Origin of the sequence: Modestobacter sp. L9-4, assembly GCF_019112525.1 — a bacterium.
In the GTDB taxonomy this organism is placed as follows: Bacteria; Actinomycetota; Actinomycetes; order Mycobacteriales; family Geodermatophilaceae; genus Modestobacter.
Window position 1 is genome coordinate 2,176,149 of record NZ_CP077800.1, and the last position, 12,311, is coordinate 2,188,459.

The 12,311-nt window shown below is 75.7% G+C and carries 14 protein-coding genes and 1 riboswitch; of the genes, 6 read left to right on the forward strand and 8 right to left on the reverse strand.

The features are described from left to right. Position 1: 1 nt before the first annotated feature. Positions 2 to 871, reverse strand: coding sequence for an oxidoreductase (locus KUM42_RS10250; protein WP_237491947.1), 870 nt, complete (start codon positions 869 to 871; stop codon positions 2 to 4). Positions 872 to 973: 102 nt separating this feature from the next. Between KUM42_RS10250 and KUM42_RS10255 the strand changes: the two genes are divergently transcribed. Next, positions 974 to 1,828, forward strand: coding sequence for a helix-turn-helix domain-containing protein (locus KUM42_RS10255; RefSeq protein WP_237491950.1), 855 nt, complete (start codon positions 974 to 976; stop codon positions 1,826 to 1,828). On the opposite strand, the gene KUM42_RS10260 is transcribed toward KUM42_RS10255, so the two are convergent. From KUM42_RS10260 to KUM42_RS10270, 3 genes are read right to left on the reverse strand one after another with little or no spacing between them, the layout of a single operon-like run. After that, complete coding sequence (locus tag KUM42_RS10260; RefSeq protein WP_237491952.1) at positions 1,825 to 2,277, reverse strand: GNAT family N-acetyltransferase; 453 nt, start codon at positions 2,275 to 2,277, stop codon at positions 1,825 to 1,827. The two genes, KUM42_RS10255 and KUM42_RS10260, sit on opposite strands and share 4 nt — an antisense overlap. 59 nt (positions 2,278 to 2,336) lie before the next feature. Beyond that, entirely contained in the window at positions 2,337 to 3,752 is a 1,416-nt protein-coding gene (locus KUM42_RS10265) for a LamG-like jellyroll fold domain-containing protein (protein WP_237491954.1), read from the reverse strand. Further along, the gene (locus KUM42_RS10270) at positions 3,749 to 4,372 is read right to left on the reverse strand and encodes a hypothetical protein (protein WP_237491956.1); all 624 of its coding nucleotides are present in this window, start codon (positions 4,370 to 4,372) and stop codon (positions 3,749 to 3,751) included. The genes KUM42_RS10265 and KUM42_RS10270 overlap by 4 nt, the downstream gene beginning before the upstream one ends. Positions 4,373 to 4,553: 181 nt before the next feature. Then, positions 4,554 to 4,647, forward strand: a riboswitch (TPP riboswitch). Between KUM42_RS10270 and thiM the strand changes: the two genes are divergently transcribed. From thiM to KUM42_RS10290, 4 genes are all read left to right on the forward strand, one after another. Then, entirely contained in the window at positions 4,640 to 5,431 is a 792-nt protein-coding gene (thiM, locus tag KUM42_RS10275) for a hydroxyethylthiazole kinase (protein WP_237491958.1), read from the forward strand. It overlaps the preceding riboswitch by 8 nt. Beyond that, on the forward strand, positions 5,428 to 6,069 hold the full coding sequence (gene thiE, locus KUM42_RS10280; protein WP_237491960.1) for a thiamine phosphate synthase: 642 nt from the start codon (positions 5,428 to 5,430) through the stop codon (positions 6,067 to 6,069). The genes thiM and thiE overlap by 4 nt, the downstream gene beginning before the upstream one ends. A 73-nt stretch (positions 6,070 to 6,142) precedes the next feature. Further along, entirely contained in the window at positions 6,143 to 6,967 is an 825-nt protein-coding gene (thiD, locus tag KUM42_RS10285) for a bifunctional hydroxymethylpyrimidine kinase/phosphomethylpyrimidine kinase (protein ID WP_237491962.1), read from the forward strand. Further along, positions 6,964 to 7,659: a TenA family protein gene (locus tag KUM42_RS10290; protein ID WP_237491964.1), complete on the forward strand. Its 696-nt coding sequence runs from the start codon at positions 6,964 to 6,966 to the stop codon at positions 7,657 to 7,659. The genes thiD and KUM42_RS10290 overlap by 4 nt, the downstream gene beginning before the upstream one ends. A 7-nt stretch (positions 7,660 to 7,666) precedes the next feature. Here KUM42_RS10290 and KUM42_RS10295 read toward each other — a convergent pair whose 3' ends face one another. Together KUM42_RS10295 and KUM42_RS10300 are read right to left on the reverse strand one after the other, a co-directional pair. Further along, positions 7,667 to 8,335, reverse strand: a complete 669-nt coding sequence (locus KUM42_RS10295) for a hypothetical protein (protein WP_237491966.1) — start codon at positions 8,333 to 8,335, stop codon at positions 7,667 to 7,669. Positions 8,336 to 8,396: 61 nt separating this feature from the next. Further along, positions 8,397 to 9,737: a DNA polymerase IV gene (locus KUM42_RS10300; protein WP_237491968.1), complete on the reverse strand. Its 1,341-nt coding sequence runs from the start codon at positions 9,735 to 9,737 to the stop codon at positions 8,397 to 8,399. Positions 9,738 to 9,786: 49 nt separating this feature from the next. Here KUM42_RS10300 and KUM42_RS10305 point away from each other — a divergent pair, with 49 nt between their 5' ends. Continuing rightward, on the forward strand, positions 9,787 to 10,371 hold the full coding sequence (locus KUM42_RS10305) for a trans-aconitate 2-methyltransferase (RefSeq protein ID WP_237491970.1): 585 nt from the start codon (positions 9,787 to 9,789) through the stop codon (positions 10,369 to 10,371). A 6-nt stretch (positions 10,372 to 10,377) separates the two neighbouring features. On the opposite strand, the gene KUM42_RS10310 is transcribed toward KUM42_RS10305, so the two are convergent. Further along, entirely contained in the window at positions 10,378 to 11,256 is an 879-nt protein-coding gene (locus KUM42_RS10310; protein WP_237491972.1) for a hypothetical protein, read from the reverse strand. Beyond that, the gene (locus KUM42_RS10315) at positions 11,253 to 12,245 is read right to left on the reverse strand and encodes an SPFH domain-containing protein (RefSeq protein WP_237491974.1); all 993 of its coding nucleotides are present in this window, start codon (positions 12,243 to 12,245) and stop codon (positions 11,253 to 11,255) included. The genes KUM42_RS10310 and KUM42_RS10315 overlap by 4 nt, the downstream gene beginning before the upstream one ends. Positions 12,246 to 12,311 lie beyond the last annotated feature (66 nt).

Here is a 12,311-nt window from a genome sequence, read left to right on the forward strand (position 1 = left end):
GTCAGGACCCGATCGCATCCAGTTCGGCGACCGCGTCGGCGGGCAACTCGAGCCCAGCGCCGGCCACGTTCTCGCGCAGGTGCGCCACCGACGACGTCCCGGGGATGAGCAGCACGTTCGGCGAGCGCTGCAGCAGCCAGGCGAGTGCGACGGCGAGCGGTGCGGCACCCAGCCGGGTCGCGACGGCGGTGAGCGCGTCGGACTGCAGCGGGGTGAAGCCGCCCAGCGGGAACCAGGGCACGTAGGCGACGCCCTGCGCGTCGAGCGCGTCGACCAGGGCGTCGTCCGATCGATGCGCGAGGTTGTACATGTTCTGCACACACACGACCGTGGCGATCGCCTGCGCCTCGGTGACCTGGGCCAGCGTCACCGTGCTCAGGCCGAGGTGCCGGATCAGCCCCTGCTGCTGCAGCTCCGCCAGCACGGCGAACCGCTCGCCGACCGGCTCGTCGTCCGGGCCGTCGACGCTGCCGACCCGCAGGTTCACCACGTCGAGGACGTCCACGCCGAGGGTGCGCAGGTTGTCGTGCACCTGCTGGCGCAGGGAGTCCGGCATCAGCGAGGGGATCCAGGCGCCCCGGTCGTCCCGCAGCGAGCCGACCTTGGTGACGATGCGGAGGTCCGCCGGGTAGGGGTGCAGCGCCTCCCGGATGAGCTGGTTGGTCACGTGCGGTCCGTAGAAGTCCGCGGTGTCGATGTGGGTGATGCCCAACTCGACGGCGGTGCGCAGCACGGCGAGCGCCTCGTCGTGGTCGCGCGGCGGACCGAAGACGCGCGGACCGGCGAGCTGCATCGCGCCGTAGCCGGTCCGGGTGAGGGTGAGGTCGTCGGCGAGGGTGAGCGTCCCACCGGGCAGGGTCGGAGAGGTCATGACCCCAGGCTCGGCCGCCCGGGGCCGGAGCGGGAGTGCCCCGGCGGTCCTGGGGGTCAGGGGACCAGGCTGGACGTCGTCCACGCGCTTACCGTGACCGCCGTGGACAACCAGCTCGGCGACTTCCTGCGTGCACGCAGGGAACTGGTCGGACCGGCGGACGTCGGTCTCCGGACCACCGGCGTCCGCCGCACGCCAGGTCTGCGCCGCGAGGAGGTCGCGCTGCTGGCGGGCATCAGCGCCGACTACTACCTCCGGCTGGAACAGGGCCGGGACCGCAACCCCTCGGCGCAGGTGCTGGAGGCCGTGGCCCGGGTGCTGCTGCTCGACGAGGCCGCGAGCGCGTACCTGCTCGGGCTGATCGCCCCCCAGCCCCGGAGCCGCCGCCGGCCTGCCCGCCGGGAGACCGTGCCGCCGGGCGCGCTGCAGCTGCTGGGCGCCCTCGGGCTGCCGGCGTTCGTGGAGGGCCGCTGGTTCGACGTGCTGGCGGCCAACGACCTGGCCCGGGCGCTGTCGCCGAACGTCACCGGCGGCCACAACCGACTGCGCGACGTCTTCCTCGACCCGGCGGAGCATGCGCTCTTCCCCGACTGGGAGGCCGGCACCGCCCGGCTGGTCGCCGGCTTCCGCAGCCGGATCGGCACCGAGCTCGACGACCCGCGGGTCGTGGAGCTGGTGGGCGAGCTGTCGCTGGGCAGCGAGCGGTTCCGCCGGCTGTGGGCCCGGCACGACGTCCGGGTCCCGGAGGGGATGGCGGTCCGTTTCGCGCACCCTGAGCTCGGTGGTCTCGAGCTGGCCTGCGAGAAGCTCGCGGTCAGCGGTACCGACGGGCAGCTGCTCTGCGTCTACTCCGCCGCGCCGGGCTCCAGCAGCGCTGAGAAGCTCGCGCTGCTGGGCTCGCTCGTGGCGCCGCCGGCACCCTCCCCGGCTCCGCAGGACGTGCGCGGGACGCGCTAGGCGGACCGGGCGGGCAGGCGCATGGGCAGGTGCAGGATGCCGTCCTCGTCGTAGTCCGGGCCCGAGCGCTGGAAGCCGAAGCGGGCATACCAGCCCTCCAGGTACGCCTGCGCGCCGATGTCGATCGTGCGGCCCTCGCACAGCGCGATGCCGTGCTCGACCAGCCGGGCCGACAGCCCCCGGCCGCGGGCGGACAGCGCGGTGGCGACCCGGCCGATGGCGCGGTCCTCGCCGTTGTGCAGCACCCGGATGGTCGACAGCACCGTGCCGTCGTCGTCGGCCACCCACACGTGCTGCGTCGTCGGCTCGGTGTCCCGGCCGTCGAGCTCGGGGTAGGGGCACGCCTGCTCGACGACGAACACGTCGACCCGCAGCCGGAGGATGCCGTAGAGCTCCGCCGGGGTGAGCTCGGCGAGGTGGGCGGTGCGCAGCGTCGGCTGGTCGGTCACGGGGAGATCCTGCGGGACCGCCGGTACCGGCTCAGCGGCGGGTGCGCGCCCGCACCCGCTCAGCGGTAGGTGGCGTACTGCTTGGCGACGTCGGCTGCGCTCAGCGCCGTGACGAAGACGCCCATGTGCGCGATCGAGCCGGCGAACCAGTTGCTCGTCGGTGCGTTCGGCCAGCCGGACAGGTTGTCGTACCCGGCGCGGAAGAGCCCGCTGACCGACTCGGCCCGGGTCAGCGTGGCGTCCGCGGCCACCTGGGCGCCGTCCACGTACAACGCCGCACCCGCGGAGGCGGAGAACGTGGCGGTCACCATGTGCCACGCACCGTCGTTGTAGGCCTGTGCCGAGCTGATGGTCTTCGCGGCGCCGTCGTAGACGCCGAAGGTCAGCCGTCCGTCATTGGTCATGTAGACCAGGCGGTCCCTGCTCGTGGACGTGTCGCCGTTCGTCCCGTTGCCGAAGCCGATCAGGTAGCCGCCCCGGGCGGTCGTGGTGCGGAACCAGAGCTGGGTGCTGAACGGCGAGGGGTTGCTGACCCGGATGGACGTGTAGACGAAGCCGGAGCTGCCGTCCAGCGCCACGGCCCGGTCGGCGCGGCTGCAGGGCGGGCCGGGGACCCGGTAGGTCACCCCGGCGCCCGTGTAGGTGGCGTCCGCGGTGAAGGTGCCGTCGTTGACCGCGGTGGGACCACGGGTCTCCTGCAGGGCCAGGTACTGGGCGGCGGGGCTCGCGGCCGGCCCGATGCAGGTGAAGTTCGGCACCGCGGCGAAGGTGTTGGCGTGGTTGGCCGTGCTGCCGCTGAAGACGGCCGCTGCCGTGGTGGGCACCAGGACGGCGACAGCCAGGGCCGCCGTCGTGCCGCGCACCGCTGTCCGCAGGAACCGCCGGCGTCCCGGCCGTCGGGTCGGTCCGCCGGTGACCGGTGGGTCGTCGCCCGGCTCGTCGTCGTCGGAGCGGTGCAGCAGCGCGAGGCCGATCAGCGCGGCGAGTGCCAGCGCCGCACCGGAGAGCGGCAACAAGCGCCGCTCCGCCGCCCACAGGGCGGGCAGCCCGAGGTCGGGCAGCCGCAGGGCGCCCACCCCGTGCACGGCAGAGGGGGCGACCAGGGAGGCGTCGGCGGTGGCGTTGGCGTCGCCCTTGAGCTGCAGGAGGCCGCTGTCGGTCACGGCCGCGAGCCGGTGCAGCCGGAGGCCGCCGGGTACGTCCGGGTCGTCGACGAGGAGCACCTGACCGGGTACGAGGGCAGCGACATCGACCGGACGCACGAGCGTGACGTCGCCGGGCCGGACGCTCGGGGCCATGGAACCCGAGGTGACCACGGTGGACTCCCAGCCGGCGACGGCGGGGACGACGGAGACCAGCACGAGGAGCGCGAGCGCACCGAGCGCTGTGCGGGCCAGGGCGCTGACGACGAGGGCCGCCCGGGAGGCCCGCAGCCCCGCCGGGGCGGTGGCGGTGGCGGTGGCGGTGGCGGTCACTGGAACCTGGACTCCCAGACGAACGTGGCGCCGGCCGAGCCGCCCTGGGCACTGTTCGGCGTGGCGTTGTCGAGGGTCACGGTGATCTCGTAGGTACGGGTCTCACCGGCGGCTGGCGCGTCCCACACGTCACGCCCGTTCGACCAGCCGTCTGCCGGCAGGTCCGCCAGGTGGCCGGTGAAGACCTGCGCCGCGGACTGGAAGCCGGTGCAGTCGCCGAAGCCGCCTCCGGTGCCGATCCGGACGCCGACGGTGAGCCAGTTGGCGAGCGAGCGGCTGCTGGTCACGCCGGTGACGTACAACCGGACGTCGGAGAGCCGGGCGTTGGCACCCGCGGTCGAGTTCGTGGAGCGCACGGTGAGGCACCGCGGTCCGGTGGTGTCCCCCGGCCTCAGCCCGGTGACGGTGAAGAGCTTGCCCTCGGAGTCGTCGTCGGTGAGCGTGATGGCGCCGGCACCGATGGTCGGGCGCAGAGCGGCGGTGGAGTCGGTGAACCCCGCGGACGCCGACTGCCAGACGACCGTGACGGCCAGCAGCAGCGCCGCTGTCGCCGACAGGACCGCGGCCAGCCGGGTCTGCGCACGACGGGACCGGGAACGGCGAGCAGTGGCGCTGCGCATCCTCGGTCTCCCGGTGTCGACGTGGGCCCACGGCTCCTGCCGGGGTCCCTGGAGGGGAACGGTAGGAGCAACGACAGCACGCAGGCAGACGTTGAGTGAGCAGCTCACTCCGCTGGGTGACAGCTGCAACGCTCGCCCGGGACGACGGCTCCGGAGCGTCACCACCGTGGTGTTAGCGTCGCCAGCTGACACGGGGTGTCCCGACCGGGACTGAGAACACACCCGTCGAACCTGCTCCAGCTCTCGCTGGCGAAGGGATGTCACGGCGTGGACGCCACCTCTCTGCGCGCTGCCAACGCGGCGCTGCGCGGCACCTCCCCCCTGGTGCACTGCCTCACCAACACCGTCGTCCAGACGATCACCGCGAACGCGCTGCTCGCCGTGGGCGCGGCGCCGGCGATGGTCGACGAGCCGGCCGAGGCCGGTGAGTTCGCCGCGGTCGCCTCCGCGGTGCTGGTCAACGTGGGCACGGTGCACCAGCGCACCGCCGAGGCGATGCGGATCGCCGCCCGGTCCGCCGGGCAGGCCGGCACCCCCTGGGTGCTCGACCCGGTCGCGGTTGGCGGGCTGAGCTTCCGCACCGAGCTCGCCGCCGACCTGGTCGGCCTCTCGCCCGCCGTCGTCCGCGGCAACGCCTCCGAGGTGCTGGCGCTGGCCGGTGCCGGGAAGGGCGGCCGCGGCGTGGAGAGCGTCAACGGGCCCGAGGACGCCCTCGACGCCGCCGGCGAGCTCGCCCGGCGCACCGGGGCCGTCGTCGCCGTCAGCGGCCCGGTCGACGTCCTCACCGACGGCTCCCGGGTCGTGCGGGTCGGCGGGGGATCGGTGCTGCTCACCCGCACCACCGGCGCCGGCTGCGCCCTCGGTGGGCTGGTCGCGGCCTACGTCGCCGCCACCGGGGACGCGCTCACCGGCGCCGTCGCCGCGCACGCCCACGTGGCGCTGGCCGCCGAGGTCGCCGCCGCGACCGCCGCCGGCCCGGGCACCTTCGCCGCGCTGTGGCTGGACGCCCTCGACGCGGTGGACGGCGACGCGCTGGCCCGGGCGCAGGTGAGCTGGTGAGCCGCCTCGACCCGACGCTCTACCTGGTCACCGACACCCTGCTCTGCGCGCCGCGTTCGGTGCCCGAGGTGGTCGCCGAGGCCGTCGCCGGCGGCGTCACCGCCGTCCAGGTGCGGGACAAGACGGCCAGCCGCCGCGAGCTGCTCGCGCTGACCCGCGCCGTGCAGGCCGCGCTGGAGCCGACACCGCACGTGCCGCTGTTCGTCAACGACGCCGTCGACGTCGCGCTGATCACCGGCGCCGACGGCGTGCACGTCGGCCAGGACGACCTGCCCGCCGACGAGGTGCGGGCACTGCTCGGGCCCGACGCCCTGGTCGGGGTCTCCACCGGCAGCGACGCCGAGCTCGACGCCGTGCTGGCCCTGCCCGCCGGCACCGTGGACCTGGTGGGCATCGGCCCGGTCTGGTCCACCCCCACCAAGCCCGACGCCGGGGAGTCCCTCGAGCCCGCCGGCGTGCGCGCGCTGGCCACCCGGGCCCGGGCCGCGGGCCTGCTCGCGGTGGCGATCGGCGGCGTCCACGCCTCCAACGCCGCGCAGGTGACCGGGGTCGACGGCATCTGCGTGGTGTCCGACATCTGCACCGCCCCCGACCCCGCCGAGGCCGCCCGGCTGCTGCGCAAGGAGATCGGCAGGTGAGTGAGCTGGCGAACTCACTCGTGTGCGCAGCACCGCCGGTCACGGCTCCGACGAGCGCCAGCGAGGAGGCGCTGTGACCGCGGCCGTCGCACTGAGCGTCGCCGGCAGCGACCCCAGCGGGGGCGCCGGGATCCAGGCCGACCTGAAGACCTTCAGCGCGCTGGGCGTCTACGGCACCGCGGTGCTCACCGCGCTGACCGCGCAGAACACCCGCGGGGTCACCGGGGTGCACGCCGTCCCGGCGGGGTTCGTGGGGGAGCAGCTGGCGACGCTGTTCGCCGACGTCACCGTCCACGCCACCAAGCTGGGCATGCTCGGCACCGCCGACGTCGTCCGGGAGGTCGCCCGGGTGCTGGCCCACCGGCCCGGCGGACCGGTGGTCTGCGACCCGGTCATGGTGGCCACCAGCGGCGACCGGTTGATCTCGGCCGAGGCCGTGGACGCCGTGCGGACCGACCTGCTCCCGGTCACCGACCTGCTCACCCCCAACGTGCCCGAGGCCGCCGCACTGCTGGACGTCGCACCGGCCACCACGGTGCAGGAGCTGGCCCCGCAGGCCACCGCGCTGCTGGCGCTGGGGCCGGTGGCGGTGCTGCTCAAGGGCGGCCACCTGGGCGGCGGGGAGAGCGTCGACGTGCTGGCCACCGCCGGCGGCGTGCTGGAGACCCGGCGCCCGCGGGTGGACACCACCTCGACCCACGGCACCGGCTGCACGCTGTCCTCCGCGCTGGCCGCGCTGGCCGCCCGCGAGCGGCTGGCCGGCCGCGAGCCGGACTGGTCACCACTGGTCGACCGGGCGCGGGACTACCTGCAGGCTGCGCTGGAGGCCGGGAGCGCGCTCGGCGTCGGCTCCGGCCACGGCCCCGTGCACCACTTCGCCGGGTGGTGGGAGGCGTGAGCTTCACCGACGACGCCTGGGCCGGCACCGCGCCGCTGCGGACGGCGATCGAGGAGCTGGCGTTCCTGACCGAGCTCGGCGAGGGCACGCTCGCGCCGGCCGCGTTCCGGCACTACCTGGAGCAGGACGCGCTCTACCTGGCCGGGTACGCCCGGGCGCTGGCGCTGCTGGCCGCCCGCGCCCCCGACCCCGACGCCGCCGCCTTCTGGGCGAACTCCGCCTCGGTCACCCGCACCGTCGAGACGGCGCTGCACGCCGACCTGCTCGGCTCGGAGCTGCTGGGCCCGGCCCTGCTGTCGCCCTCCCGCCCACCGGTGGCGGAGCTGCTGCACTCCCCGACCTGCCTGGGCTACGTGTCCTACCTGGTGGCGACGGCCGCGACGGCGTCCTACGCGGTGGCCGCGGCGGCGGTGCTGCCCTGCTACTGGGTCTACGCCGACACCGGCGTCCGGCTGGCCGCGACGGCCCGCAGCACGCCCGGGCACCCCTACGCGCGCTGGGTCGCCACCTACGACGACCCGGGGTTCCAGGAGTCGACCCGGCGGGCGCGGCAGCTGGTCGACGACGCGGCGACGGCCACGCCGTCGGAGGTGCCGGCGATGCACCGGGCGTTCGCGCTGGCGACCCGCTACGAGCTGGAGTTCTGGCGCTCGGCGCACACGCAGGAGACCTGGGCGCACCCGCTGGGCTGAGCCCGGCTCAGCCCTCGGACAGGACCTCGCGCAGCACCCGCGCGGCCAGCTCGTCGCCACCGGCGGCGGCGATGGAGAAGTGCTCGATGGCGCCGTCGACGTCGCCGGTGCCCAGCAGCAGGACGCCGAGGTTGTGGTGGGAGTGGATGTCCCCGCCCTCGATGCCGGCCCGGTAGGCGGCCTCGGCGGCGACGACGTCGTCCAGCTCCTCGCGGTAGATGTTGCCCAGCGGCAGCCAGCTGGCGACCTCGCCGCGGACGGCGCCGCGCTCCAGGACGCTGCGGGCCTCCTCGACCCGGCCGGTGACGCGGAGCAGGTCGGCCAGGCCGGCCCGGGCGGAGTGCGAGTGGTCGGCGCCGGCGCGCAGCTGCGGCTCCAGCGCGGGGTCGCGGCTCTCCACCCAGCGCCAGCAGGCGAGGGTCCCGGCGGCGGTGCGGTTGCCGGCGTCGGCGGCCAGCTGCGCCCAGTGCCAGGACTCCAGGTGCCGTCCCGCCTCGCGCAGCAGGTGCGCCAGCGCCAGTGCAGCAGGGGCGTCGCCCTGCTCGGCCGCTGCGCGCAGCGCCCGCTCGCGGCCGGCCTCGTCGAGGGTCGGGTCCTGCGCGGGCTCGGCAGGGTCGCCCGCGGACCGGGCGACGAGGTGGTCGTCGTCCGGGGGGAACTGGGGGTCCAGGGGCACGCGCCGAGTCTGTCGCGCGGAGGGGTCCGCGCGCCTCACCCGTGCGGGCTGGACCACCCGTTCAGGGGGCCCAGTCGGGCGGGTCGCCCGGCTGCAGCGCCGGGTCGTCGGCGGCGAGCGTGCGCACCGGCCCCGGCGTGGTGCGCGGGCCCTCGAACCGCACCGTCACGCGGTTGAGCCCGCTGCCCCACACCCAGCCGGCGCCGAGGTCGGGGTGGACGACGTCCTGCCCCGGGTACCAGGCGCGCACCGCTGGGCCCGGCTGCGGGTCGAGGGGCACCGGCTCGACGTCCGGCTCGTCGGTCACGGGCTCGACGACCGGTGCGGTCTCGGTCGCGAACAGGTCGCCCTGGGCGTAGGGCGAGAGCCCGGAGACGCCGACGCCGAGCAGCCGCAGCCCGCCGGACCGGTCGACGGCGGCCAGCAGTCGGTGGGCCACCTCGGCGATCTGCCGCGGGTCGTCGAGGGCGTGCGTGAGGGTCTGCGAGCGGGTCAGGGTGCTGAAGTCGTACCGGCGCACCTTGAGCGTCACCGTGCGCCCGGAGGTGCCCGAGCGCTGCAGCCGCACCCCGACCCGGGTGGCCAGCGCGTCGACCTCGGCGGCCAGCCGGGCGGGGTCGGTGACGTCGCGGGCGAAGGTCTCCTCCGCGCTCACCGACTTCGCCTCCCGGTCGGCGACCACCGGCCGGTCGTCGTCGGCGCGGGCCAGCCGGTACAGCCCGGCGCCGTTGGCCTGGCCCACCAGGCTGGTCAGGTCGACGAGCGAGAGCCGGTGCAGGTCGCCGACCGTCTTCACCTTGATCTGCGCCAGCCGCTCGGCGGTGACCGGGCCGACCCCGCCCAGGGCGCGCACCGGCAGCGGGTGCAGCACCTCGAGCTCGGTCCCGGCCGGGACGACGGTCAGCCCGTCCGGCTTGCGCAGCTCCGACCCGATCTTGGCCAGCGACTTCGACGTCCCGATGCCCACGGAGCCGGTGACCCCGCCGGTGGCTTCCCGCAGTCGTTCCTTGAGGTCGGTGGCCAGCGCGGTCAGCCCGGCGACGGACAGGTCGTGGCCGCCGGCGGCCAGGTCGACGTAGGCCTCGTCGATGGAGACCGGCTCGACCAGTGGGGACAGCTCGCGCAGCAGCGCCATCACCACGTCCGAGGTGCGCCGGTAGGCGGCGAACCGGCCGCCGAGGAACGCCGTGCCGGGCGGGCAGAGCCGCCGTGCCTCGGCGGTGGGCATGGCGCTGCGGGCGCCGAACGCCCGTGCCTCGTAGGAGGCGGTGGCCACCACGCCGCGCCCGCCGGTGCCGCCCACCACCACCGGCCGGCCGCGCAGGGAGGGCTTGTCGCGTTGCTCGACGGCGGCGAAGAAGGCGTCGAGGTCCAGGTGCAGGATGCTCGGCTCGCGCCGCACGCCCGTCCCCCCTCCACCGCCTGTCCGACCGACCGTCGATGATGCCCCCATGGTGGAGCCGAGTGCATGGACGCAGATCACCCAGTCCGACCCGGAGCACTCGCACCGCTACGTCGAGCGGTTCCGGGCGATGGCCGCGCGCGGCGCCGACCTCGCCGGGGAGGCGCGGCTGGTCGACGCGCTGCTGCCGCGCGGGGCCCGGGTGCTGGACGCCGGCTGCGGTCCGGGCCGGGTGGGGGCCGTGCTGCACGCCGCCGGGCACACCGTCGTGGGCGTGGACGGCGACCCGGTGCTCATCGCCGCCGCCGAGGCCGACCACCCCGGCCCGCGGTGGGTCGTCGGCGACCTGGCCGAGCTGGACCTGGGCGAGCAGTTCGACGGCATCGTGTGCGCCGGCAACGTGATGGCGTTCCTGGCACCGAGCACCCGGCAGGAGGTGCTGCGCCGGCTGCGGGTCCACCTGGCCGACGGCGGCCGGGCGGCGTTCGGCTTCGGCGCCGGCCGCGGCTACGAGTTCGACGAGTTCCGTGCCGACGCGCGCGCCACCGGCTGGGCGGAGGACCTGCTGCTGTCCACCTGGGACCTGCGGCCGCTCACCCCCGACGCCGACTTCCTGGTCGCCGCCCTCCGCTGAGCGCCCTCAGGTGAGGGCCAGGTGGGTGGCGGAGCGGCGCAGGGTGACCGTCTGGCCGTAGGAGAGGTCGAGGTGGTCGGCCTCCAGCCCGTCGCCGAAGACCACGAGCCGGTCGCTCTCCACGGTCACCCGCAGCGCGTCGTCCGGGCCGAGGACCCCCTCGGTGGACGACGTGCCGGTGACCGGCGACGGCCAGGCCTCGCGCACGAACCAGGCCAGCTGGGCCTCGACCGGGCCGGGCAGCCGCAGCGCGCTGTGCCGCTCCAGCCACACCGACCGGCACCAGCCGGTCGACCCGGTGCCGGTGGCCACGATCAGCCCGGACGACGCCTGGCGCTCGGGCTCGGCCCCCGGCGCGGTGAGCCGCCAACGGGCGGTCTGGTGGGTGGGGGAGCCCAGGTAGACCTCGTTGAGCGCACGCAGCGACTGCCCGTCGTCGGTGACCGCCTCGACCATGGTCAGCGGCGTCGGCGCGGGCCGGTCCCGCAGCAGTGCGGCGACGTCGTCCGGCCGGTGCCGCACCAGCACGCCGGGGTTGCGGCCGGGCTCGGGGTCGACGCCGATCACGGTCTGACCGTCGAGGTACTTGGCGACGTTGGCCACCAGCCCGTCCTGCCCGACCACCAGGACGACGTCGTCGGGGGCGAACAGGAAGCGGGGGAGGTCGGCCCGCTCGACGCCGCCCCGGCGCCAGTCCAGCGGGATGCCGGCGGTCGCGGTGGCCAGCGCCTCGGCCTGGGCGGCGTCCCGGGCCCGGACCTCGTCGACGTCCCGGCCGCGGGTGCGGAGGAAGAACGCGGCGGCGGCGGGGGTGCCGTGCCGGGCCACCAGCTCGCTGAGCTCGGTGGCCCGGGACACGACGACCACCCGCGGGGCGAGGCTCACCGGCCCAGCTTCGCCAGGACCGGGGCGAGCAGGTCGGGGGTGAGCACCAGGCTCTCGATCCGCGGCAGGTTCGCGGCCAGCTGCTGCACCGCCTGGGCGACGAGCACCTCCGGCGCGACCCCGGCGTAGGCGGCCAGCTCGGCCTCCTTCGCCTCGGCCGCGGCCGCCCCCAGCACCCGCTGGGTCTGCGCCCGCACCGCGGCAGCCCGCTCGTCGCGCCGGGCCTGGGCCTCGCTGGCCACCTCGGCGGCGGCCGCGGCCTGCTCGGCCTCCCGGCGGGCGTTGACGCCGCGCTGGCCGACCAGCTCCTCCTCGCGCCGGGCCAGCTCGATCTGGTTGGCCAGCTCGTTCTCGCTGATCGCCCGCTCGCGCTCGACGGCGTTGGCGCGGCGCTCGTAGGTGGCCCGGTCGGCCTGCTGCTGCACCTGCTCGCGGGTGGGGGTCTGCAGCGCCCGCTCCAGCTCGGGCTCGGGGCGGATGGCCACCACGCGGACGTCGATCACCGCGATGCCGGTCTCGGCCAGCCGGGCGTCGGCGGCCAGCCCGCGGGCGACGGCCTCCCGCACCGGGCTCACGCCGCGGGTGAGCGCGGTGGTGAGGTCGGTGACGGTGAGCAGGTCCAGCGCGTGCTGCTGGGCCGACTCGGTGAGCAGGCCGGCGACCTGGTCCAGCGGGGTGCCGCGCCAGCGGCCGGTCCCCGGGTCGATGGAGAAGTCGACGCGGGCCGCGGCCAGCGCGGGGTCGGTGAACCGCGACGTCAGCGTCATCTGCACCGTCACGTCCTGGAAGTCCGCCGTCCGGGCGTGGAACAGCAGCGGCAGCTCACGGTCGTCGACCGGGATCTCGCTCAGCACCGCCGACAGCGGGCGGAACCAGAAGCTCGCTCCCGTGCCGGCGTGCACGGTGCGGCCGTTGCGGACGTGCTGGACGTGCGCCGTCGCCGAGCCCCGCAGGTGGCGGGTGAACGGGTAGCGGGTGATGTCGGCCATCGGTGCTCCTCGGTCGGATCGTTGTCGTCGGGTTGACGATAAGCGTCCCGGTCGCTTCTCGTCAAC

What these genes read in the sequence shown, in the direction of transcription:
- KUM42_RS10305 (WP_237491970.1), top strand. Translation starts at nt 9,787, where the DNA reads ATGGTGGAGCCGAGTGCATGGACGCAGATCACCCAGTCCGACCCGGAG.
- KUM42_RS10270 (WP_237491956.1), bottom strand. Translation starts at nt 4,372, where the DNA reads ATGCGCAGCGCCACTGCTCGCCGTTCCCGGTCCCGTCGTGCGCAGACC.
- KUM42_RS10315 (WP_237491974.1), bottom strand. Translation starts at nt 12,245, where the DNA reads ATGGCCGACATCACCCGCTACCCGTTCACCCGCCACCTGCGGGGCTCG.
- KUM42_RS10250 (WP_237491947.1), bottom strand. Translation starts at nt 871, where the DNA reads ATGACCTCTCCGACCCTGCCCGGTGGGACGCTCACCCTCGCCGACGAC.